The organism is Bacteroides sp. NSJ-48 (assembly GCF_014287405.1).
In the GTDB taxonomy this organism is placed as follows: Bacteria; Bacteroidota; Bacteroidia; order Bacteroidales; family Bacteroidaceae; genus Bacteroides; species Bacteroides stercoris.
The window spans coordinates 34900-57609 of the sequence record NZ_JACOOD010000003.1; the positions used below are offsets into that span (position 1 = coordinate 34900).

Genomic DNA, 22710 nt, shown 5'->3' on the forward strand with positions numbered 1-22710 from the left:
CATCCCTTTGTCCTGCTTTGCATCGTAATGAATCAAAGCCGGAACAAAGGGATTGTCATATCTCCAAATCCCCCGGCATTTGCTCCCGAAACACCCGGAGTTTACTCCTGAAAGACCGGGCATTCCAATAGAAAACACCCGGAATATGGGAAGCAAACGCCAGGAGTTTCGGAAGCAAACACCGGGAATAAGAAAAGACAAGATACAGCCGTCTCCTTATTTTCTTATTTTTCACAGTAAAGATGCCTCTCATTTTCAAATAAAAACTATCTTTGTAGTTAAATAATCCGGAACTCAGAACGATATGGAGCAATTAAACACCATAAAAGAGCTTATCAGTCAGGGAAACGTAGAGCAGGCCATTCTGTTGCTTGATGAACTGCTTCAGGCCGATTTCCCGCAAAAAGACGAAGCCTATTATCTCCGGGGGAACGCATACCGCAAACAGAGCAACTGGCAGCAAGCGCTAAACAACTACCGCTATGCCATCGACCTCAATCCGGACAGCCCCGCCCGGCAAGCCTATAACATGGTAATGGATATTCTGAACTTCTATCACAAGGATATGTACAATCAATAAAAAACGTAAATTATGGCAAAAATCAAAGGAGCAATCGTAGTAGACACCGAGCGTTGCAAAGGCTGCAACCTGTGTGTTGTGGCTTGTCCGCTCAATGTAATAGCCCTCACCAAAGAGGTGAACGTAAAAGGGTATAACTATGCCCACCAGATATTGGAAGATACCTGTAACGGATGCAGTTCATGCGCAACTGTATGTCCGGACGGATGTATCTCGGTTTATAAAGTAAAAGTTGAATAAATAAGAAGAATATGGCAGAAGAAGTTGTATTAATGAAAGGAAACGAAGCCATCGCCCATGCAGCCATCCGCTGCGGCGCCGACGGATACTTCGGTTACCCTATTACCCCCCAATCAGAGGTATTGGAAACACTCGCCGAACTGAAACCGTGGGAAACCACCGGTATGGTAGTGCTTCAGGCAGAGAGTGAAGTGGCAGCTATCAATATGGTATACGGTGGCGCCGGAAGCGGAAAAATGGTAATGACCTCTTCGTCCAGCCCCGGTGTCAGCCTCAAGCAGGAAGGTATCTCCTACATTGCAGGAGCCGAATTGCCGTGTCTGATTGTAAATGTAATGCGCGGCGGTCCCGGACTGGGAACCATCCAGCCAAGCCAGGCCGACTATTTCCAGACCGTAAAAGGCGGCGGCCACGGTGACTATCGCCTTATCGCCCTTGCCCCCGCTTCCGTACAGGAAATGGCAGACTTCGTAAGTCTGGGCTTCGAGCTTGCCTTCAAGTACCGCAATCCGGCTATCATCCTTGCCGACGGCGTAATCGGACAGATGATGGAGAAGGTAGTTCTTCCCACACAGAAGCCGCGCCGCACGGATGCCGAAGTTATCGAGCAATGTCCGTGGGCCACTACCGGCAGAACCAACGGCCGCAAGCCCAACGTCATCACTTCTCTGGAACTGAAACCGGAAGAGATGGAGAAGAACAACATCCGCTTCCAGGCCAAATACAAAGAAATCGAAGAGAACGAGGTACGCTTTGAAGAGATTCACTGCGAGGATGCCGAATACCTGATTGTAGCTTTCGGCTCCATGGCGCGTATCGGCCAAAAAGCCATGGAAATGGCGCGCGAAGAAGGCCTCAAGGTCGGAATGCTTCGCCCCATCACTCTGTGGCCGTTCCCAACCAAAGCCATTGCCGCATACGCCGACAAGGTAAAAGGCATACTGGTTACCGAGCTGAATGCCGGACAGATGATTGAGGATGTCCGTCTCGCCGTAAACGGTAAGGTGAAAGTAGAGCACTTCGGACGTCTCGGCGGCATCGTTCCCGACCCGGACGAGATTGTAGAGGCGCTTGCCAAATTAAAAATCGAGGGTTGAGAATCAAGAAGTCTCAGCCAACTCTATTTTTATTTTTTATTTTTAATCCTCAACTCTCAAATTAAGAAATGAATCCTGACAAAATAAGAAACGTACTGAACATTCTCTTTCTGATACTTGCCCTGGCATCTATCATCGTGTACATTGTAGCAAGGGACGATTTCAAACTGTTTATATACGTTTGCGGCGCAGCTATATTTGTAAAGCTTATGGAGTTTTTCATACGGTTCACCAACAGATAAGGAGAAGTGATTATGACAAAAGAAGATATTATCAAACCCGAAAACCTGGTTGCCAAGAAACCGACTCTGATGAACGATAATCCCATGCACTACTGCCCGGGATGCAGCCACGGCGTGGTTCACAAACTGATTGCCGAAGTAATCGAAGAAATGGGACTGGAAGATAAGGCCATCGGCATCTCCCCCGTGGGATGTGCCGTGTTTATCTACAACTATATAGACATCGACTGGCAGGAAGCCGCCCACGGACGCGCTCCCGCCCTTGCCACTGCCATTAAGCGCCTGTGGCCGGACCGTCTGGTATTCACCTATCAGGGCGACGGCGACCTGGCATGTATCGGTACGGCCGAAACCATCCATGCGCTGAACCGCGGTGAGAACATCACCATCATCTTCATCAACAACGCCATCTACGGTATGACCGGCGGACAGATGGCCCCCACTACCCTTGTGGGCATGAAAACCTCTACCAGTCCTTATGGACGTGACGTACACCTGCACGGTTATCCGCTGAAAATGGCCGATATAGCCGCCCAACTGGAAGGTACGGCATACGTAACCCGCCAGAGCGTAGATACGGTTCCCGCTATCCGCAAGGCAAAGAAAGCCATCCGCAAGGCGTTCGAGAACTCCATGGCAGGCAAGGGTTCCAACCTCGTGGAAATCGTTTCCACCTGCAACTCCGGCTGGAAGATGTCTCCGGAGAAATCAAACAAATGGATGCAGGAGCACATGTTCCCCTTCTATCCATTGGGTGACTTGAAAGATAAACAATGATGCTAAAAACAGAAGAACAATGAAAGAAGAAATCATTATAGCAGGCTTCGGCGGACAAGGCGTATTGTCCATGGGAAAGATTCTGGCATATTCCGGACTGATGGAAGGCAAGGAAGTTACCTGGATGCCGGCCTACGGACCGGAACAGCGTGGCGGTACGGCAAACGTTACCGTAATCGTGAGCGACGAGAAAATCTCCTCGCCCATCCTGAGCAAGTATGATGCGGCTATCATCCTGAACCAACCTTCACTGGAGAAGTTCGAGAACAAAGTAAAGCCGGGCGGCATACTTATCTACGACGGCTACGGCATCATCAACCCGCCTACCCGCAAGGATATACACATTTACCGCATCGACGCCATGGATGCAGCCAATGAAATGAACAACGCAAAGGCTTTCAATATGATTGTGCTTGGCGGACTGCTGAAGATTGCTCCCATCGTAACGCTGGAGAATGTTATCAAGGGATTGAAAAAGACACTCCCCGAACGTCACCACCACTTGATACCCATGAATGAAGAGGCTATCAAACGCGGTATGGAGCTGATTAAAGAGGTCTGAAAAAACAGACCGTCCGTTTGAGGTAAACAGATGGTCTGTCAGCCCCGAACGGACGATGCGTTCAGTATAAACGGATGATGTATTTCAAAGCGATACATCATCCGTTTTTCATTGCCCTCATATCACCAATGGTCAGGCATATCGGAATAGTCAGTCAGTTTTGTGCAATCTCCGAAGCAACGTACATATTCTTGCAGTGCAACGAACTCGGTCGGGTAGTCTCCGCGTTCATACAAGTGTACCTTTTTATTACCTATCACGGTATAAGGCGATTCGCCCTCTACGTTCAATGAACCGCTAAACGCCGATTTCACATTCATAAGTTTCCGATTATTATCAAAGAGCATTGCGGGAATAGCCGTCAAAGCCGTACAACTCGAGAAAGTGCCTTCCACCTGCTCCAGTCGGGAATTCTGCCTGAACAGATTATCGGGAAGTGACGTCAGCGCTTTGCATCCGGCAAATGCGTAAGACATGTCCTCTGCAAGCGGGCAACCGGCAAACAGAGTTTCCGGAACGGCCTGCAAGGACTCGCACTGCTGAAACACGCCCAGCCCGCCTCTGTGACTGCTATCGCGCAGCCAATTCATGCCGAAATAAAGAACTTTGTCACAGTTGGCAAACAGAGTCGGCGGAATGCTCTTCAAACTTGTACACCGACTGAAAGTACCCTCAAATGATGTCACCTCCGTATTATCGGCAAAGAGGTTTGCGGGGATACTCTCCAAAGAAGTACACAGAGCGAATGTGGTGGAAAAATTCGTCACAGCCTTACATCCGCTGAAAAGGTCTTCGGGTATCTGCCTGAGCAATCCGCACTCTATAAAAGTCCGCTGGAAAGAAACGGCTTTCGTGCAATTCTTGAATAATCCTGCCGGAATACTCTTCAGTTTTTTGCAATCACCGAATGTATAGTCAAAGCTGGTGGCATTTACCGCATATTTAAAGAAATCATCGGGAATGGACTCGATAGCCGTACCGGTAAAACTACCACCATAAGGCTCCACGCCAAAGTGCTCCATGCCCCGGAATGCACCTTCCGTATCGGCAGCTATCGACTTCAAACTGCTAAAGCCGGAAAGCATAATCCGTATCAGTCCGGTATATCCCCACTGCTTGATTGACAGCAATGTGTTTTCTCTTGCTTCGCGGATATCCGCCACTAGGTCAAGCGAAGTGAGCACACCCGAAAAACGCACTTCATACGTGGTGGCAACGTTGGTTTCATATTGATGACTGACCCCGTACATATTCCAGCCTTCCACCTTCTCTACCGTGCCGTCTCCCCAGTCGACCGTACCTTTCAGATAATCATCACAGAAAGGCAGGTAAACCTTAAAGTCGTTCGCCCTATTGGCACTTACCTCCAGCACCAAATCATGCCTGCTCTCCTGCACGGCAGTTGTGGCAGTTTCCATCATGTAAGCGCCCGCAGCGTCTCCGGCACTATGAACCGGAAGCATATACAGGTAATAGGTCGTGGCAGGAAGCAGACCGTCAAAATTCAGGGCAAACTCCTCCGCCCCATCGGACAAGGAAAGCTCTTGCGACCGGTTGCGGTCGGCAAGGAACTCCTCCACTTCCTTTTCCGACCGCAGCCGGGTGTCCGAAAGTCCGTAATACACATGGTGCACCTGACCGTTTGTCCCGAACCGGAACACCAGTCCGCCTACTTCCGACTGTGTATCGAGCAATTGGCACACGGCTCCCCGTTCCTGCCTCAGCACGACAACAGCCAACTGCTCATTGTCATGCGTCATAAAACGCAGAATGTTCCTCCGTTCCTTATCCGATATGTTTGGGAACACCTCCAGTTCCAACTGGCTGTTTTCATCCGGAGTGCACATCAATACCCCTCGAATGGCAGCAACGTATTCCTCGCCCTCTTCTTCACCCGGCAACTCCAGCGCTATCGCAGGCTCTTCCATCAGATTCGATTTGAAGTTTACGAAGAAGCGACCGGAAGCCACAGCAGGCAGAACCACCTCTTGCTCTTCTACCGTCACATACGGCGCTTCACCATCATAGGTAGGCTCCTGGTTGACGGGGACATCACCCGATTCAGTAACCGCCTTTTGCTCTATTGTAATGGTAATGCTGCTTCCGCATGTTATCCTGATATAAGCCTTGCGGTCGGCACCCGTATAATTCTTACGGACAAATACGGTTATCGTATATTCGCCTGCCGCATTGCCGCTGTACTTGTCGAGAGTGACCCAACTCACACTGCTTCCTTCCGCTTTGGTAGATGCCTCCGTCACCTCCGCTGTCCAAGCACCGTCTGTCGTGAAATGTATGTCACCATCGGTAGTCGTTTCGTCAGCAAAGATGGTCTGACCGGGAGCCGTACCTTCTATAAGACGTATGCCGGAGTTTTCTTCCTCTTCCGTACAACCCGCCAGCATGCAGATACAGACCAGAAAAATAAAAAGTTGAAGTTTGTTCATCATTCCATATTTATTACTGTTAATCAATTAATTGTAAGGACAAACTCCCGTATCGCGCATCTTGCATCTGGAGTTTGTAATCTTGCATATCCCCCTTCCGTTGATTACATCATCGGTCAGATTTTCACAAGTCACTTTATACTTGCCTTTCCCTCCCGAATTGCCGGTAGCGGAAAGGACTATATAAAGAATGAGCAGCGCAACTGCCACGAATATCAGAATCCAGGTGATAGTGAACACCGCATAGGTAGTCAATACCATATATCCGCACCGCCATGCAATCTGCTTCCTGCCTTCGGGTGCGGCACTGCGTATCTGATACCAGGCATAGCCGATGAGGGCAAGCACGGATATGCCCACCAACCAGCCGATTACCGCCTCACCGTCCGAACCCCAGAACTGCGACAGTACGGCAACCACACCCAGCACAGCACCTATCCAGTAATAGCTATTCGACTCCGGCACAACGTCCACTCCGGACATCTCGCGGAGATGCTTGGGGACAAAATCGTTCCATTTTGTAAAAGACAAGATAACCGCCACAAAAGACAAGATGACAAGCAACAGCAAACCGCCGAACAAACCCGCCAGGTTTACCGCTACGTCATAGAACAGTCGCCACCTTTCCGCTTTTCTGTTTTCCGCACGGCTGCAACGCACGATACGGCGTATCACGCGCCAAACCGGATACACCAGCGTCAACGCTACAAACGTACCTGCAAACCAATACATCTGTGTATCCGTAGGCGTCTTATCTATAAAAAGCCCCACGCTGCAAAGCAGGGCCACCATCATCATTACAAACCCCAGCACCCCGGTTACAACCAATGTGCGGAGAGAACGGAAGCTGAATGAGGATACAATCTCCGTACCTGCCTTCTTATTGAACCAACCTTTTACTTTGCCGAACCTCAAAAATAAAAGACATGAGAAAACAAAGCCGAACAGACCCAATATTTGAGAAAGCAAAGCCAATAATACAATTATAGTTTCCATAATACCTTGTCCATTATCATTCGTAATAAGTAATGCTGCGTTCCGCAATACCATAGGGCTGTCCGTTAAGGGTTATCACCATGCGTGTCCAGTTGCCCCGGTCGTCCGTTTCCGGATAATCGTAAGACACCTTATTATCATCGGAAGATACGCAGGTTTCCAGCCAGCCTTTTTCGTTATAGGTATACTCCTTTACGGTGAGATAATCGTCCATCTCGCTGTAAGCGGACTCTTTCAGCACACGCCCCAGAGCGTCTTTCACAACATAATCGCGTTCCGTATCACCATGCTCTATGCAATTGCCATCCACGTACTCTGTCTTTGAAGCATCCACCGGATACTCACTGGTAGTCTTATCGCCGCCGATATACATATCTTCGATTGTACTTGCCAGCTTGCCGTCCCGATAAACATATCTGCGATCGGTTAGCAGTTCACCGTTCTGAAAGAGTTTCTCATTGCTGACATTCCCGTCCCGATAGGCATAGACCGTAATGTATTTGACGGCGTCCACCACACTCACCACAGAATCGAGCTGCCCGGCAGCATTATAAATCCGGGTATCTTCTTTCGGAAAGAAATCCGTTTCACGATAAGAATCCGGTTTGCCGTCCTTTACTGTTTCATTGTCCTGAGACTTCGCGTTGTAAATCAAGGTTTGCACCTTATGCACTTTACCGTTCAGTCCTTCTTTGTCCGTCCCGTTGCCGTTTTGTGTGGATACGCCACCACAGGCTGCCAGCACAATAAGTGCCGCCGCCATTAAAAGCCTGTTCATAGTTGTTTGCCTTTAAGATTAAAGAAGTTTGTTTCTATCAGAAGCCGTAAGCCTGCTTACGTATAGCCATATAATCTTTCTCTGCCAGAAATACAATCTTGGCAAATTCCGTAAAGTCGTAGGTATGGCAGTTGATGTACACCGGAGCTCCTTCGCTATGGCAAGGTACGCCGGCTTGAACCATCTGTCCGGGAGCATATTCGGCTTTCAAAGAGCTGTTATAAGAATTACCGTTGAAAGGATTCAACTGTCCGAGTTCAATCAAATGGTCGTTGGCCTTCATCAAGGCGAAATACAGACGGGTATCTTTCAGCGGATATTCACCTTCGGCACATTGACGTTTGGTTTCACGTACTACAATATCCTGTTTGGGAGTGACCGTAACCCGCACAATTATACTGCCCGCCTCTCTGCCGGCATAATATTCCGCCACCTTAGCACCCGTTATCTGAAAATCAGGGTAGACATCTCCCGTACAGACAATTTCACGTCCGACAAGTTTCTCGCCTTCTTCCGCCGCCTTCTGATAACTCTTGGCAGCATATTCATCAAACTCTTTCAGTTTCTTCTGATACCGGTCCAAATCATCCTCCTTACGCAAGCTTTCGTCCAATGCTTTTTTCTTGGCAGCCACCTCTGCAAATATCGCAGGCACACGGCCCAAAGGCGCATCGCTACTTGCAGCCGAACCCGAAGCGGCTCCACCGCCGCATGCCGACAACACAACCAGTCCGCAGAACATTGCGGATAAAGTTATAACCGTAAACTTTTTCATACTATTGAATTATTTAAATGAGTAATGTTGTCAGCATTTACGGATAGGGATTATCCCTTTGGAGATAGCTGTCATAATGAGGTCGGCCACATTACGTGCATCCAGCTTGTCCATCAGATGACGGCGGTGCGTATCAACCGTATTGGTAGAGACACAAAGTTCCTGAGCTATTTCCTGCGTGTTCTTGCCCTCGGATATCCGTTTCAGCACATCAAGTTCGCGCAAGGTCAGTTCCTCACGCCGCCCTTCGTCCGAACGCCGCATCTGTGCACGCACATGCTCGGCATAAGGGCAATAGTAAGTTCCGCCATCCAACACCCGGCGAATGGCTTCGGCTATTTTCGTAGAATCGATGGATTTAAACAAGATACCGTCTACTGCACTCTGAATCAAATCTTTGATAAACCAGATTTCTTCGTGCATGGTGTTGACAATGATGCGTGCCCGCGAATCTTTTTCACGTATCCGCACAATGATGTCCATCCCGGATATGTCGGGCAGTTCCATATCCAGCACGAAAAGATTGAAACGTTGAGATGCGATAAGATGCAATGCCTCCTGTCCCGACGATGCAGTACATACGTTTTTTATTTCCGGTAGCGAACATTCTACTATCCGCTTCAAACCTTGAAGCACCAAATCATGGTCATCCACCAACAAAATGCGTATATCTCTTTCTTTCATCAACCTATCTTTGTGTTCTGAATTATGTTGCAAAGAAATAGCATTTATCAATATGCGGCATCATCAAAAATAGTGATTTTACTCTCCGGCATACCGGTTTTCCATTAAATGGATAACGATATTTCAAGCCTGAACTTTTGGCTTCCGTCCTGAATATCCGTGGTAAACAAACCACCGACGGCTTTGGCGCGTTCTTGAATGGTAGTAAGCCCGATGCCCTTTCCCCGCACCTCGTCACCACAGTAGTTTTTACCGTTATTTGAAATTTGCAGAGTCAGCAACTTCCGTTTCAATGTAAGAGTCACATCTATCTCAGTCGCTCCGGAATGTTTCAGGATATTGGACAGCAACTCCTGCATGATGCGATAAACTTCATAAGACACCTCTTCGGGCACTTGGCTCCATTGAATCTCTTCATTTTCCTTACTGAACGCAAGTTGCACGGACGCAGGAAGGGCAAGCCCTTCCACATAGGCCTCCACCGTCTCGGCAAGGGTAGTAACCTGGAACTTAGGCGGCATCAGTTCGTGAGAAATACAGCGTACATCGCTGCGCACCTGCTCCAGCAGAGCCAGAATCTCCCGTTTCGATTCGTCCGTAGGCTGCATGTACTGCATATTCATACCGATACCAAGCAGGTCGTTGCACACACCGTCGTGCAAATCCTTGGCAAGGCGCGTACGTTCGCGCTCCAAACCGTCTATATAGCTTTGGGCAAGTTTCAATTCCTCCTCTTTCCTGATGCGCTTACGCCGGAAGACATAATAGGCAGCCAGCAGCAGGAAAGCAGAAGAAGCCGCCACTGCCGCCACACTCCATTGCATCGTCTTAGCTTTCTGTTCCAAATGCTGCTGAGTGAGCCGCGCTATCTCAAGTTCCTTTTCCTGGTTCTCGTATTTTATGGAAAGTTCCGACAATTCCGTTTCCACCTCCGCCTTATGCAGGCTGTCTGCCGTATGATAGGCCTTCGCGTAATACTCCATAGCCTCCGGATAGTTTTTCATTCCGGCATAGTTGCGTGCCATTCTCTCAAAAAGCCGGTCTACGGGAGTCTGCGAACTGCTGTCCCTCGCAGCCAGCATCCGTTTTTGGATATGCAGGCTCTCGCCATAGCGTCCCATTTTAGTCAGTATGTCACACAGACTTTCATGATACCCCTGCACTTCGGCATTGGTAGCGGGCAGTCCTGCCGCCACTTTATCGCCTTCTGCCATGTAATGATTGATGGAGTCGCGATTGTCCAGCCTGTAATAGGCACTCAACAGATACGCTATGATTTTCAGTACGAATCTCGGCTTCTGCTGCTCCCGTGCTTTGGCAAGTACGGGATAAAGCAGTTGGGCTGCTTCCGCATAATTTTCCCTCAGCGTAAAAATACTTCCCGCCGTAGCGGCAGCATACATCACCATGTCCATGTCATCACTCTTCTCCGATGCTTCCAAAGCTTTCCGGATGTAATATTCGCCTTCTTTCAGCCGGGCGGTGTTCGTATAGAGAATGGCTATACTCGTCAGCAACTGTGTCCGTTCATCATAAGCCTTGCGATTATCAAGCAACGCCAATGCCCGGTTATAGCACACCAGCGCCGAATCGGGCATCTCCTTTCTACGGTATATCACGCCGACAGAGGAAAGCACGGAAGCTATCTCGACCTCGTCCCAATGCAAACGTCCGGCTTCTTCGAGCACAAAACGGAAACGCTTTAACGATTCGTCCAACTGCCCCGAAGAAAAATAAGCGTCTGCCAGATTATTCAACAGGTAAAGGTAAGGCTCGGCTTTATCCGTTGCGGCATATTTCAATCCCTGTTCGCAATAATACCGGGTACTGTCCGCCTGGCGATAGGCGTAGTATTCTCCCAAATGACAATAAGCTGCAGCAATGCTGTCGCGGTTCTTCTGGCTCATGCCGCGCGCCAGCTCTTCCCGGCAAGCCTGCAACTCCGCATCTTGAGCGTATAAACAAGGATAAATTACAAACATCCCCAAAAGGACAAACAATGTTTTCATGTTATAAGATATGGATTTTAAGTATATATAAACAGTCTTTGACACCTACTCACCACAAAGGTAACAATTCATCATAATATCTGCGCAAATATAAATAACCCGGCACATACAATACTCCATTTACAAGAAAAAACATTCTTTCCATCTCATTTTTATCGTCAAAAAGAAAGAGATTGCCTGTAAACGCCGAATGTAAAAAAGAAGCAAAAAAGACTGAATTCCGTAAGCGAATAATTTTTTATTGTATCTTTGCGCCTAATTATGAGACGAATCGTACTGACATACATATTTCTATCTATTATAGGCATCTTGGGCGTCGGGGCACAAAACCCTTTCAACCGCATGGATCCTGTAACAGGCCGTGACCAGTTCGGCAACCAGGTAGACCCCAACACACTACCCGATAATCTGGAAGACAGCACCGATACGGAAATCCAAAGCCTTCCGCCCAAACTCTATATGTGGCGTTTGAGTGAAACATTGGGCAACCGCACTATTATCCCCGCCGATACTGCCAACCTGAACTTCCAGAATACCAATCTGGTAGAAGGCATGTACGGACACTATAATTATCTGGGTAATCTGGGTTCCCCCCGTATGTCACGTATCTTCTTTGAACGCAGAGACAACGAGCCGACCATCTTCATGGAGCCTTTCTCCAGCTTCTTCGTCCGCCCCGATGAAGTGAAATTTACCAACAGTAATGTGCCTTTCACCAATCTTACCTACTATAAAGCAGGAAATAAGGTCAACGGTGAAGAACGCTTCAAGTCCTATTTCTCGGTAAACGTCAACAAGCGGCTGGCGTTCGGCTTCAACATCGACTATCTGTACGGACGGGGATACTACCAGAACCAGTCCACATCGAACTTCAATGCCGGAATATTCGCCAGCTATATAGGTAACAAATACCAGATGCAGGCGGTGTACAACAACTTCACTATGAAGATGAATGAAAACGGCGGTATTCAGGACGACCGTTACATCACGCGCCCGGAAGATATGGCGGAAGGCAAGAAAGAATACGAATCCACCACCATTCCGGTTAAGTTGGAACAGACGTCAAACAAGAACAAAGATTTCTATGTATACCTGACGCACCGTTACCGCCTCGGCTTCACACGTGAAACCACAACTGTGGAAGATGCCAAATCCCCCAAAAGAGCAGTTGCCAACGACAGCGTACCTTTAGCCAAAGATACCATTATAACCGAAGAGTTCGTTCCCGTCACCAGCTTCATACATACCATGAAAGTGGAACGGGCGCGTCATAAATTCTCTTCCGCCAAGGAGACGGAAGGGCAATACCCCAACGCTTACTTCAACGAAGTAGCCAGCAGGGACTCTACTACGGCTTTCAGTGTAAAGAACGTATTCGGCATCGCTTTGCTCGAAGGTTTCAACAAGTATGCCAAAGCCGGACTGACAGCCTATATATCGCATAAATTCAGCCGCTATGAGCTGATGGACACATTGTCGCGAACCAATTTCGACGAACAGGAGATATTCGTTGGCGGCGAACTGGCCAAACGGCAGGGTAAAACACTGCATTACAACGTAAACGGTGAAGTGGGCATCATGGACAAGGCACTCGGACAGTTCCGCGTCAATGCCGACCTCGACTTGAACTTCCGCCTCTGGAAGGATACCGTGAACTTCTATGCACGAGGTTATGTAAGCAACACGCTGCCCTCTTTCTATATGCGTCATTATCACTCCAACCATTACTACTGGGACAATGAAAACATGGACAAGGAGTTCCGCACACGTGTGGAAGGCGAGCTGAACATCAGCCGCTGGAAAACCAATCTGCGTGCCGGTGTAGAGAACATAAAGAACTACACCTATTTCAACCAGAATGCCATGCCCGCTCAGGAAAGCGGTAATATACAGGTGCTCTCCGCTACACTGAAACAGGATTTCCGCTTAGGCATCCTGCATCTGGACAACGAAGTAACCTGGCAGAAATCAAGCAATGAAACAGTATTGCCCTTGCCGCAGCTCTCGCTATATCACAATCTGTATCTGCTTGCCAAAATAGCCAAGAAAGTGCTGACTGTACAGCTTGGTGCGGATGTGCGGTATTTTACCAAATACAATGCACCTGCCTATACCCCTGCCATTCAGCAGTTCCATCTCCAAGCAGCAGATGACCAGGTGGAAATTGGCGGCTATCCGATTGTAAACGTATACGCCAATCTGCATCTGAAGCGGACACGTATCTTTGCCATGATGTATCACGTTAATGCAGGAATGGGTAAAGGCAATTATTTCCTTGTGCCGCACTACCCTATAAACCCGCGTCTGTTCAAGATTGGCATTTCATGGAATTTCTACGACTAATGCCGTCTTTCAACTATGAAAAAGAGTAAATTATCAAAATATATCATCCTGGGGGCAATAGCCGCAGTCGTTGCCACATTTATATTGCCCAAAAAGGAAATCCGTAAAGGACATCCGCGCGATTATGCCGAAATAGCAGCAGACGGTACGCTCCATGCCGCTACGGAATATAACTCCATCAGCTTTTATGTGGACGGAGACACCCTGGCCGGATTTCATTACGAATTAATAGAGGCCTTTGCCCGTGACCACGGTCTGCAGGTAGCCATTACTCCCGAAATGAGTTTTAACGAACGTCTGGAAGGCCTGGCAAACGGCAGATTCGATGTCATAGCCTATGGAATTTTAGCAACCAGCGAATTAAAGGACTCCTTGCTTCTGACCTCTCCAATTGTCCTGAACAGGCAAGTATTGGTACAACGGAAAACAGACTCTCCCGACGATTCCCTGTTTATCAAAAGCCAATTGGATTTAGCGGGAAAGACGCTGAATGTGGTAGAAGGGTCGCCTTCCATCCTGCGCATCCGTAATTTAGGAAACGAAATCGGTGATACCATATATATTAAGGAAGTAGAAAAGTATGGTTCCGAACAACTTATCGCCCTTGTCGCACATGGCGATATCGATTATGCCGTATGCGAAGAAAGCATCGCTCGCGCAGCAGCCGACAGTCTGCCGCAGATAGACATAAATACGGCTATCAGCTTCACCCAATTCTACTCGTGGGGAGTGAGCAAGCAGTCTCCTGTACTCTTGGACAGCCTGAATACCTGGCTGGAAAGATTCAAAAAAGGAAAAGAGTACCGGAAAATATATAAGAGATACTACTAAAAAGTTAAACGCCGAAAGCTAAAAGGTCGTGTCAAAAAGAAATTATCAGGTTCTTTTTGACACGACCTTTTAGCTTTTAATGCTTAATCCTCAAATCTTTTCAACTTCCTTCAGCCACATTTCTGAAGAAGCATCGCTCGGCATCCGCCAGTCACCGCGCGGACTGATAGAAATGCTTCCTACCTTAGGACCATCGGGCAAGCAGGAACGCTTGAACTGCTGGTTAAAGAAGCGACGGCAAAAAGTCTGCAACCACTTCTTTATAGTTTCTTCATCATAAACATCTTTAAACGTACGTGCAGCAAGGAAGAAAATCTTGGAAGGACGGAAACCGCAACGAAGAAAATAATATAAGAAAAAATCATGCAGTTCGTACGGCCCTACAAGGTCTTCCGTAATCTGCCTGATATTTCCGTTTTCATCCGCCGGTATGAGTTCCGGACTGATGGGAGTATCCACAATATCCAATAATGTGGCCCGCGACGTCTCATCGATGTCATTCTCCGCCACCCACTTCACCAAATGCTTCACCAATGTCTTGGGGATACTCCCGTTAACACCGTACATAGACATATGGTCGCCGTTGTATGTAGCCCAGCCTAAGGCAAGTTCCGAAAGGTCGCCCGTACCAACCACCATACCCCAGGTCTGGTTGGCAATATCCATCAATATCTGCGTACGCTCACGCGCCTGCGAATTTTCATACACCACATCGTGTACGTTGATATCATGGTCTATATCTTTGAAGTGCTGGATACAGGCATCCTTTATGCTGACCTCGCGCATGGTTACGCCTAATGATGCCATTAAGTCCACCGCATTGGTATGGGTGCGGTCGGTAGTACCGAATCCCGGCATAGTCACGCCGATAATTCCTTTACGGTTCCAACCCAGTTTATCGAATGTTTTCACACAAACCAGCAATGCCAGTGTGGAATCCAGACCACCGGATATGCCTACCACCGCACTCTTGGCATTGGTATGCAGCAAACGTTGCGCCAATCCCGACACCTGTATGGAGAATATCTCCTCACAACGCTCGTCCAACGCTGCTCCTTGAGGAACAAACGGATGCGGATCGAAAACACGGGTCAAATTCAAATCTTTGGAATTGACATATTCCGTAGAGACACGCACCGGCACTTCCGGTGCACAATTGGCGCGACAGGCTGCAAATGTAGTGTTCACCCGGCGTTCCGTACGTATATGCTCCACGTCAATCTCACTGATAACGACCTGTTCCTCGAACGAGAAACGCTCGCTGCCTGCCAGCAACGTACCATTCTCGTAAATTAATCCGTTACCTGCAAACACCACGTCTGTAGTAGACTCGCCAAAACCGCATGAACTGAATACATACCCTGCGATACAACGTGCCGACTGCTGGCTGATAAGCGAACGCAAGTAAGCATGCTTGCCTATCCCCTCATTGTCTGCCGAGAGGTTGAAAAGAATTTCCGCTCCTTGCAATGCCAAAGAAGAACTCGGCGGAATCGGAGCCCATAAGTCCTCGCAGATTTCAATTCCGAAGGTTGTATCCGCCGTCTCGAAAAGCAGATTCCGCCCCATGGGTACTATTTGCCCGCACAAACGGGCTGTCGTTTCCGGAACTTCACACGCAGAAGTAAACCAGCGCTTCTCGTAAAACTCTTTATAATTCGGAAGATAAGTTTTAGGAACAACTCCCAATATCTTACCTTTCTGTATAACCACCGCAGTATTCAGCAGTATACCGTTCAAAGGCACGGGCATACCGAGAATGGATATAATATCCATCTGACGGGTATTGTTCAAAATCTGCATCAGCCCCATTTCAGCCTCTTCAAGCAGAAGTTGCTGGGCAAAAAGGTCACCACAGGTATATCCGGTAATGCACAACTCCGGAAAAGCAATTATCTGCACTCCTTTCCCATCGGCAATGATTATCTCTTTTTCAATCTGTCCGGCATTGAACTTACAGTCTGCCACTCTAACACGGGGTACAGATGCCGCTACTTTAACATATCCGTAATTCATATATGAATCCTATTAATATCAGGGTGCAAAAATACGGCAATTTATCAATAAACACAAAAGAATCAGCCTTTTCACTTTGCATAGCCGCACTTTCTGATAAAAAATATCTAAAATCTTTTGGATAAACAAAAGAAGTGCCTATCTTTGCAAGAGAATTAAAAATGTAATTATTACAAGTTTGAATTGCAGATGATATGGATGTAGTAAAACGATTGCAAAATCACAACATTAAGCCCTCGGTACAGCGCATAGCCATTATGACTTATCTGATGGAGCATCGTACACATCCCACGGTGGATGAAATTTATACGGCACTTGCCCCTTCCATTCCCACATTGTCTAAAACAACTGTTTACAACACTTTAAAATTACTTAGCGAACAAGGTGCTGCACAGACATTGACAATTGACGAACGGAATACCTGCTATGATGCAGATACCACTCCTCATGCCCATTTCTTATGCAAACATTGCGGAAAAATATATGATTTGGAATGCAATGCCAACATTAAACAGGTAGAAGAAACGGATATGAATGGTCACGAAGTGCAAGAAATCCATTATTATTATAAAGGTATCTGCAAAAGCTGTCTGGAAAATGAATATTTAACCAAAATAACGAATAACTAATTCAACTAATTAAAATCTGAAGTAAAATGAAAAAGTTTAGATGTACTGTCTGCGGTTACGTATATGAAGGAGACGCAGCTCCTGAGAAATGTCCTTTGTGTAAAGCTCCTGCAAGCAAATTCGTTGAAGTAGAAGAAGCACAGGCAGGCGGTCCGTTGGTTTTTGCTGACGAACATGTCATTGGCGTAGCCAAAGGTTGCGATGACGAAATGATTAAGGATTTGAACAACCACTTCATGGGCGAATGCACGGAAGTAGGTATGTACCTTGCAATGAGCCGCCAGGCAGACCGCGAAGGCTATCCTGAAGTAGCTGAAGCTTTCAAGCGTTACGCATGGGAAGAAGCAGAACACGCTGCAAAATTTGCTGAATTGCTGGGTGACTGCGTATGGGATACCAAGACTAACCTTGAAAAGAGAATGAATGCAGAATCAGGCGCTTGCGAAGACAAGAAGCGTATCGCTACACGTGCCAAAGCATTGAATCTGGATGCTATCCATGACACAGTTCATGAAATGGCTAAAGACGAAGCTCGTCACGGTAAAGGTTTCGAAGGTCTGTACAACCGCTATTTCAAGAAATAATCCGAAACAATACGGTAGAATATAAAAAAGACTTGCAGAAGAAATTTCTGCAAGTCTTTTTTTATCGGTAACGGGGAATCACTTCCCCTTAAAAACGTAAACCTAAGGTCAGCAGCACCTGGCTTCGGGTATTTTTTACTTTCGTTGCTTCAGGAGAGCCAATCACTAACTGGCCTCCATCTTCATAGGCATTAATGAACGGATAGAAATCTTCCTTATATGAAGAAAACTTATATGCCAAATCAGCATAAAACATAGACCCTCTGTAACCGAGCCCCACTGTATAGTTACTCAAAGCTTTGGTATTTGCAAAATCCGTATCCGTCTGAATTGAGTTATAAGGCAAATCCTTATATGCATCACTATTGAAAATGGCAGAGGTATAATTGTATCCTGCACGCAAAGCAAACTGAGGAATCACTTTATATTCGGCTCCCAAACGAATGGTGCTCACCCCTTTCATCATAGAAGTAGTACTGTTTTCGTACCCAAATGTATCGGAATAGCCTTCCTGGTCCTTGAATTTCATGGACGAATAGTCCTGATATTCATACTCTGCCCCTAAAGCCAAACTGGAACCTACAGTATATCCCAAACTTACATTATACGTCCATGGTGTCTGCAAGTGGAATTGACGCACCATGTCTCCATTCATTATATCATAAGTATCCACAGTATATTGACCAATCACACCGCTTCCTATACCCGACTCGTTAGCTATATCCAAATCATTCAAGACATTCGACTCCAGACGGGCATTTGTCTTATAATCCAGATTATAATAGGTCGGTGTATGAATGGCTAATCCAATCCTCAAAGGGGAATATTCGAAAGGACGCACGATGGCTCCGAATTTCACATCAAAACCCGAACCGTGTATCTTGTTCCAGCTCTGCAGGTTATAATTCTGTCCGATGCTATTTCCGGCATTATCCAAATAGTCTTCACTATAAAAAGTATATTTATTGTAATCTATGGTATAAGCTCCCACAGTTACGCCTAAATATACCCGGTCATTAATATTGAATGAAATATTGAAATCATATTGTTCAATTCCGCCACGCTCTTCCGACCGGAAATTGCCATTTCCTCCTAAAAACATTCCTCCATATTCACCCGGAGTGATATACATTAAATCACCGTTCAGATTCTTTACCTGAGTCCCGTTTTCCATATAGGGAACGTAACCGGAAGGGACATCTCCCTGTCCGTTGTGGGCAATAAAGTCGGTTATCAGATAACTGTCATATCCCAATGCGGATAGCCATCCTACTTCCGGATCTGTATAAATATTGCCCGACCAGTCCTTTATTCCTCCGGCTTGTGCCGCCATATAATCCGTTTGCGTATAATCGCCTAAATTACCTCCCATCGACATATTCTTATAAAAAGACTTCGCCTTATGATAATTAAAGCCGAAATTCACATAACGCAAAGCCGTAGCATTGCCTATCTTTGAAGAAATAACAAAACCGGCATTATCAAATGAGGTTTTCATCTTGTCTGCATTCATCTTACTTCCCATATAATTACTTTCAGTACCATAAGAAGAAAGACTGAATGACAGCATTGCATCATTACTGCGATAAATACCTATACCGGCAGGGTTTGTAGCAATAGTGGAAATATCTCCGCCCAACGCACCCATAGCCCCGCCCATACTTACAAAGCGTGCTGTACCATTTAAATCCTTGTTTGCGATGTTGGCTGCATCGTACACGGTCTGTGCACTTACCGGAACTGCACCCAACATCCCCAAAACAGCTAAAGTTATAATTTTTTCATATCCTACTCATCTTTTTCTATTGAATACTATACCTATCTTCTTCTTGAAGAACCACCACCTGACGAACGGGTAGCACCGCCGGAATAACTGCGTGAACTGCTACCGCCTCCCGAAGAATAACTACGGGTGGAAGAGTTGTTTTGCACAGGCGTATAAGAGCGACGGCTACTACTGTTACCGGTTGAATAATTGCGTGTTGACGATGCAGAACTGCCCCTGTTGTAAGTAGAAGGACTTCCGGCTGCGGAACGTCTTACACCTGTAGCATGTACACGGCTACTACTTCCCTGCACTCCTGAAGCTGAAGAACCTACCCGCGTACTGCTTGGACGGGTATATACCCTGCGCCGGGTAGAGGCGGCATCTGTACGGGTAGTTACCCCACTACGTGTACCCGACGGACGTGTACCTACCACACGTCTGGTGGTCGTACCGCTTTGTCCGTCTCTTCTATAGGATGACACACCTGAACGGGCAGCCGAACCGGTCCTGCGAACCGTAGAAGAAGAATTTCTATAACTGCTTGCTCCCGAAGAACGGCGATAGGTATATGTATTACGCGGCCAATAACCTCCACCGGGATAACAGTGATGATGATAGTGGTGATGTCCCCACCAGCCGCCTCCATACCAGCCGCCCCAGCTTACGCTCCAGCCAAGGCCCCAGCCCGGACCATACCAACTGTTCCACCCCCAGCCATAATAGGGATAGCCGCCCCAACCGAAAGAGTTATAGCGCCAATCCCACCACAAACGGTTGGTGAAGGTAGGAAATGCATATGCGTACAATCCGTCCGTATATACATTCCAGTCCCATGGATTCAGACCATAAACTACATCCCAGTAAAGCGGGCTGCTGATACTGATGGCATAGCGTGGATTGCGGAAACGGATAATGCGCGTGGCATATTCATAATCATCTTCCGAACCGTCAAAACCGTTCACCCATTCTCCATCCAGGCCATCGTCTTCTTTTTCGTCTATATAAAGCGTATCATTCTCTTGCGAGAAGTCATAGTCTTTAGAGTCATACCGACGATTATACTCGTCTACATCACGAATATTCCCTTTACGGTCTTTCACTACAATGGTCGTATTGCCCGGCGACGCATAAACCGTAGTCGGAGCATTTGTCTTTACTACAACCGCATCGGCAGCCGGAGTTTTTTTCTTCTCCGTCTTTTCCTCTTTTTTCTTGGAAGGAACGTAGTAAAGGTCGTCATCTACACTTTGAGCTGAAAGTGCCCACGGAAGACACAATGCAAAAAGCGATAAAAAAACAATCTTTTTCATATTTATTTGGTTTATGGGTTTACAATTCCATACTTTTTCACACCACAAAGATAACGCAGGGATTTACTCTATACAGAAGATTTTCCCCAAAGATTTATAGGGATTTCCCTAAATGCACCTATCTTTGTATCCAAAACAAATATACGCAGAAATAGGGTTTTCTCCTATACCTGCCTTTTGCATTTAACAAACAATTATATTCCAATGAAATATTTAGAATTTACATTTCATACCACTCCCTGCACGGAAATTGTCAACGATGTCTTATCGGCAGTGCTGGGTGAAGCCGGTTTTGAGAGTTTTGTAGAGCAAACAGACGGAATTACCGCCTACATTCAAAAAGATTTATACAATGAAACTGCCCTCAAAGAAGCTCTTGCCGATTTTCCCTTACCTGATACACAGATAGAATATGCTTACCAAGAAGCGGAAGACAAAGACTGGAATGAAGAATGGGAAAAGAATTTCTTCCAGCCCATTATCATTGGCGACCGCTGTGTCATCCACAGCACATTCCATCGCGACATTCCGCAAGCAGAATACGATATAGTCATCAATCCTCAAATGGCATTCGGTACAGGACACCACGAAACGACCAGTCTCATTATCGGTGAATTGCTGGATAACGATCTGCAAGGCAAATCTTTGCTTGATATGGGATGCGGAACATCCATTCTCGCCATATTGGCACGTATGCGCGGTGCTGCGCCCTGTACAGCCGTCGATATAGATGAATGGTGCGTACGCAACTCTCTTGAAAACATAAAGCTAAATGGAGTAGACCGTATATCCGTTTTTCAAGGAGACGCTTCTCTGTTGAAAGACCAAGGACCTTTTGATGTAATCATAGCCAACATCAACCGTAACATCCTGCTGAACGACATGAAACGATATGTAAGTTGCATGCATCCGGGGTCGGAACTATATATGAGCGGTTTTTACGTAGATGACATTCCTGTAATACAGGCCGAGGCGGAGCATAACGGACTGCATTTCGTACATCATAAGGAAAAAAACCGTTGGGCCGCAGTAAAGTTTGTATTATGACACAACGATAAAAGGAAGAAAACGGAAAGCAAACTATTGCAGGGTCATACCAACCAATTCTTCCAACGTGCCGTTAAAAACATTCAGATCGACTTCTTCTTCAATGCCGGGAACATTACCTACATCGGTATGTTGCCAAAAATGCCATTTGCCCTCGTACTTCACGGAATCAACGTAATAATGGGCTATCCAGTAAGGATAAGCGTTGAATATGGAGTCGTTGAGATAACGTTTCTTAAATTTATAAGAAGTGTAAAGAATCGGTTTTACGCCGTAATGCGTCTCTACTCTGTCGAGCCAGGTTTTAACGGCAGATTTCAGTTCCTGAGGAGATCTCTTTCCCGTAGTTTCCACATCAAGAACGGGGGGAAGGTCTCCTTTTGACAAGTGTACCGTACCAATAAAAAAGTCAGCCTGCTTATGCGCATCTGTCTTGGGCAGGAAATAATGATAAGCTCCTCGGATAAAACCGTATTTCCGTGCCTGACTGAAATTTTCTACAAAAGTTTCATCGCCATAATCGCCCCCTTCGGTAGCTTTCATAAAGATAAAATGTATGGGAAATTTCGCTTCTTTATTATGAAGGAGCTTATCCCAATCTATAATACCCTGATAGTGGGAAATATCAATGCCATGCACCTCATAGTTGCAAGGCATGCATACGCCGTAGCCTTTTAAACCGTAACAAGGTTTCCAACGATAAGCATAAGGACGGATAAAGAACCAATAGAATCCTGCTGAAAATACCGCTATAATACAAAATGCCAATAAATTACGCAACCATACAGGCATGGGACGAGACACCGTCTGCTTCTTTTTTCGAGAAGAAGGACGACGGGATACAGGTTTGCGCCGGGAAACTGTACTGTTTTTAGAAGGCATTCAAGTATATTGAAGTAATAAATATCTATCAAAAATAAAACACAAACTACACAGATTACACAAACTCGGATTTGCGCAACTCTTGTGTAATTTGTGTTCTACATAGTCAATTG

Annotated in this window: 20 protein-coding genes; 10 read left to right on the forward strand and 10 right to left on the reverse strand. The window is 46.6% G+C overall.

Annotated elements, in window-relative coordinates; all coding sequences use genetic code 11:
- Window positions 1-304: 304 nt before the first annotated feature.
- The 5 genes from H8S52_RS02185 to H8S52_RS02205 all read left to right on the forward strand — a co-directional run bounded on the left by H8S52_RS02185 (window position 305) and on the right by H8S52_RS02205 (window position 3498).
- Window positions 305-580, forward strand: coding sequence for a tetratricopeptide repeat protein (locus H8S52_RS02185; RefSeq protein ID WP_186909252.1), 276 nt, complete (start codon window positions 305-307; stop codon window positions 578-580).
- A gap of 12 nt (window positions 581-592) precedes the next feature.
- Window positions 593-820, forward strand: a complete 228-nt coding sequence (locus H8S52_RS02190; RefSeq protein ID WP_004289820.1) for a ferredoxin family protein — start codon at window positions 593-595, stop codon at window positions 818-820.
- 11 nt (window positions 821-831) lie between these two features.
- Entirely contained in the window at window positions 832-1917 is a 1086-nt protein-coding gene (locus H8S52_RS02195) for a 3-methyl-2-oxobutanoate dehydrogenase subunit VorB (RefSeq protein WP_186909253.1), read from the forward strand.
- A gap of 254 nt (window positions 1918-2171) precedes the next feature.
- Window positions 2172-2936 carry a thiamine pyrophosphate-dependent enzyme gene (locus tag H8S52_RS02200; RefSeq protein ID WP_005654929.1) on the forward strand — a complete coding sequence of 255 codons (765 nt, stop codon included), beginning with the start codon at window positions 2172-2174 and terminating at the stop codon, window positions 2934-2936.
- Between the two features lie 19 nt (window positions 2937-2955).
- The gene (locus tag H8S52_RS02205; RefSeq protein WP_117904056.1) at window positions 2956-3498 is read left to right on the forward strand and encodes a 2-oxoacid:acceptor oxidoreductase family protein; all 543 of its coding nucleotides are present in this window, start codon (window positions 2956-2958) and stop codon (window positions 3496-3498) included.
- A gap of 122 nt (window positions 3499-3620) precedes the next feature.
- Here H8S52_RS02205 and H8S52_RS02210 read toward each other — a convergent pair whose 3' ends face one another.
- From H8S52_RS02210 to H8S52_RS02235, 6 genes are all read right to left on the reverse strand, one after another.
- Window positions 3621-5948: a BACON domain-containing protein gene (locus tag H8S52_RS02210; RefSeq protein ID WP_186909254.1), complete on the reverse strand. Its 2328-nt coding sequence runs from the start codon at window positions 5946-5948 to the stop codon at window positions 3621-3623.
- 24 nt (window positions 5949-5972) lie between these two features.
- Window positions 5973-6941: a hypothetical protein gene (locus H8S52_RS02215; RefSeq protein WP_186909255.1), complete on the reverse strand. Its 969-nt coding sequence runs from the start codon at window positions 6939-6941 to the stop codon at window positions 5973-5975.
- A 16-nt stretch (window positions 6942-6957) separates the two neighbouring features.
- The gene (locus H8S52_RS02220) at window positions 6958-7719 is read right to left on the reverse strand and encodes a hypothetical protein (protein ID WP_186909256.1); all 762 of its coding nucleotides are present in this window, start codon (window positions 7717-7719) and stop codon (window positions 6958-6960) included.
- 37 nt (window positions 7720-7756) lie between these two features.
- Window positions 7757-8494 (reverse strand): hypothetical protein, encoded by a 738-nt coding sequence (locus H8S52_RS02225; protein WP_186909257.1) that lies wholly within the window; start codon window positions 8492-8494, stop codon window positions 7757-7759.
- A gap of 30 nt (window positions 8495-8524) precedes the next feature.
- Window positions 8525-9178, reverse strand: coding sequence for a response regulator transcription factor (locus tag H8S52_RS02230; RefSeq protein ID WP_186909258.1), 654 nt, complete (start codon window positions 9176-9178; stop codon window positions 8525-8527).
- 104 nt (window positions 9179-9282) lie between these two features.
- Window positions 9283-11187 carry a tetratricopeptide repeat-containing sensor histidine kinase gene (locus tag H8S52_RS02235; protein WP_186909259.1) on the reverse strand — a complete coding sequence of 635 codons (1905 nt, stop codon included), beginning with the start codon at window positions 11185-11187 and terminating at the stop codon, window positions 9283-9285.
- 261 nt (window positions 11188-11448) lie between these two features.
- Here H8S52_RS02235 and H8S52_RS02240 point away from each other — a divergent pair, with 261 nt between their 5' ends.
- Entirely contained in the window at window positions 11449-13530 is a 2082-nt protein-coding gene (locus H8S52_RS02240; RefSeq protein WP_060385180.1) for a putative porin, read from the forward strand.
- Window positions 13531-13545: 15 nt separating this feature from the next.
- The gene (locus tag H8S52_RS02245) at window positions 13546-14361 is read left to right on the forward strand and encodes a transporter substrate-binding domain-containing protein (RefSeq protein ID WP_186909260.1); all 816 of its coding nucleotides are present in this window, start codon (window positions 13546-13548) and stop codon (window positions 14359-14361) included.
- Between the two features lie 90 nt (window positions 14362-14451).
- Here H8S52_RS02245 and H8S52_RS02250 read toward each other — a convergent pair whose 3' ends face one another.
- Window positions 14452-16377 (reverse strand): NAD(+) synthase, encoded by a 1926-nt coding sequence (locus H8S52_RS02250; protein WP_186909261.1) that lies wholly within the window; start codon window positions 16375-16377, stop codon window positions 14452-14454.
- A 194-nt stretch (window positions 16378-16571) separates the two neighbouring features.
- Between H8S52_RS02250 and H8S52_RS02255 the strand changes: the two genes are divergently transcribed.
- The gene (locus H8S52_RS02255) at window positions 16572-17006 is read left to right on the forward strand and encodes a Fur family transcriptional regulator (protein WP_186909262.1); all 435 of its coding nucleotides are present in this window, start codon (window positions 16572-16574) and stop codon (window positions 17004-17006) included.
- A gap of 26 nt (window positions 17007-17032) precedes the next feature.
- A complete protein-coding gene (locus H8S52_RS02260; RefSeq protein WP_005654904.1) occupies window positions 17033-17590 on the forward strand; it encodes an NADH peroxidase in 558 nt (185 codons plus the stop codon).
- 88 nt (window positions 17591-17678) lie between these two features.
- Here H8S52_RS02260 and H8S52_RS02265 read toward each other — a convergent pair whose 3' ends face one another.
- Together H8S52_RS02265 and H8S52_RS02270 are read right to left on the reverse strand one after the other, a co-directional pair.
- The gene (locus H8S52_RS02265) at window positions 17679-19343 is read right to left on the reverse strand and encodes an OmpP1/FadL family transporter (protein WP_186909263.1); all 1665 of its coding nucleotides are present in this window, start codon (window positions 19341-19343) and stop codon (window positions 17679-17681) included.
- Between the two features lie 65 nt (window positions 19344-19408).
- A complete protein-coding gene (locus H8S52_RS02270; RefSeq protein WP_186909264.1) occupies window positions 19409-20668 on the reverse strand; it encodes a hypothetical protein in 1260 nt (419 codons plus the stop codon).
- 204 nt (window positions 20669-20872) lie between these two features.
- Between H8S52_RS02270 and prmA the strand changes: the two genes are divergently transcribed.
- Window positions 20873-21715, forward strand: a complete 843-nt coding sequence (gene prmA, locus H8S52_RS02275; protein WP_186909265.1) for a 50S ribosomal protein L11 methyltransferase — start codon at window positions 20873-20875, stop codon at window positions 21713-21715.
- 33 nt (window positions 21716-21748) lie between these two features.
- Here prmA and H8S52_RS02280 read toward each other — a convergent pair whose 3' ends face one another.
- On the reverse strand, window positions 21749-22597 hold the full coding sequence (locus H8S52_RS02280; protein ID WP_186909266.1) for a glycoside hydrolase family 25 protein: 849 nt from the start codon (window positions 22595-22597) through the stop codon (window positions 21749-21751).
- Between the last annotated feature and the right edge of the window lie 113 nt (window positions 22598-22710).

What these genes read in the sequence shown, in the direction of transcription:
- H8S52_RS02185 (WP_186909252.1), top strand. Translation starts at nt 305, where the DNA reads ATGGAGCAATTAAACACCATAAAAGAGCTTATCAGTCAGGGAAACGTA.
- H8S52_RS02190 (WP_004289820.1), top strand. Translation starts at nt 593, where the DNA reads ATGGCAAAAATCAAAGGAGCAATCGTAGTAGACACCGAGCGTTGCAAA.
- H8S52_RS02195 (WP_186909253.1), top strand. Translation starts at nt 832, where the DNA reads ATGGCAGAAGAAGTTGTATTAATGAAAGGAAACGAAGCCATCGCCCAT.
- H8S52_RS02200 (WP_005654929.1), top strand. Translation starts at nt 2,172, where the DNA reads ATGACAAAAGAAGATATTATCAAACCCGAAAACCTGGTTGCCAAGAAA.
- H8S52_RS02205 (WP_117904056.1), top strand. Translation starts at nt 2,956, where the DNA reads ATGAAAGAAGAAATCATTATAGCAGGCTTCGGCGGACAAGGCGTATTG.
- H8S52_RS02210 (WP_186909254.1), bottom strand. Translation starts at nt 5,948, where the DNA reads ATGATGAACAAACTTCAACTTTTTATTTTTCTGGTCTGTATCTGCATG.
- H8S52_RS02215 (WP_186909255.1), bottom strand. Translation starts at nt 6,941, where the DNA reads ATGGAAACTATAATTGTATTATTGGCTTTGCTTTCTCAAATATTGGGT.
- H8S52_RS02220 (WP_186909256.1), bottom strand. Translation starts at nt 7,719, where the DNA reads ATGAACAGGCTTTTAATGGCGGCGGCACTTATTGTGCTGGCAGCCTGT.
- H8S52_RS02225 (WP_186909257.1), bottom strand. Translation starts at nt 8,494, where the DNA reads ATGAAAAAGTTTACGGTTATAACTTTATCCGCAATGTTCTGCGGACTG.
- H8S52_RS02230 (WP_186909258.1), bottom strand. Translation starts at nt 9,178, where the DNA reads ATGAAAGAAAGAGATATACGCATTTTGTTGGTGGATGACCATGATTTG.
- H8S52_RS02235 (WP_186909259.1), bottom strand. Translation starts at nt 11,187, where the DNA reads ATGAAAACATTGTTTGTCCTTTTGGGGATGTTTGTAATTTATCCTTGT.
- H8S52_RS02240 (WP_060385180.1), top strand. Translation starts at nt 11,449, where the DNA reads ATGAGACGAATCGTACTGACATACATATTTCTATCTATTATAGGCATC.
- H8S52_RS02245 (WP_186909260.1), top strand. Translation starts at nt 13,546, where the DNA reads ATGAAAAAGAGTAAATTATCAAAATATATCATCCTGGGGGCAATAGCC.
- H8S52_RS02250 (WP_186909261.1), bottom strand. Translation starts at nt 16,377, where the DNA reads ATGAATTACGGATATGTTAAAGTAGCGGCATCTGTACCCCGTGTTAGA.
- H8S52_RS02255 (WP_186909262.1), top strand. Translation starts at nt 16,572, where the DNA reads ATGGATGTAGTAAAACGATTGCAAAATCACAACATTAAGCCCTCGGTA.
- H8S52_RS02260 (WP_005654904.1), top strand. Translation starts at nt 17,033, where the DNA reads ATGAAAAAGTTTAGATGTACTGTCTGCGGTTACGTATATGAAGGAGAC.
- H8S52_RS02265 (WP_186909263.1), bottom strand. Translation starts at nt 19,343, where the DNA reads ATGTTGGGTGCAGTTCCGGTAAGTGCACAGACCGTGTACGATGCAGCC.
- H8S52_RS02270 (WP_186909264.1), bottom strand. Translation starts at nt 20,668, where the DNA reads ATGAAAAAGATTGTTTTTTTATCGCTTTTTGCATTGTGTCTTCCGTGG.
- prmA (WP_186909265.1), top strand. Translation starts at nt 20,873, where the DNA reads ATGAAATATTTAGAATTTACATTTCATACCACTCCCTGCACGGAAATT.
- H8S52_RS02280 (WP_186909266.1), bottom strand. Translation starts at nt 22,597, where the DNA reads ATGCCTTCTAAAAACAGTACAGTTTCCCGGCGCAAACCTGTATCCCGT.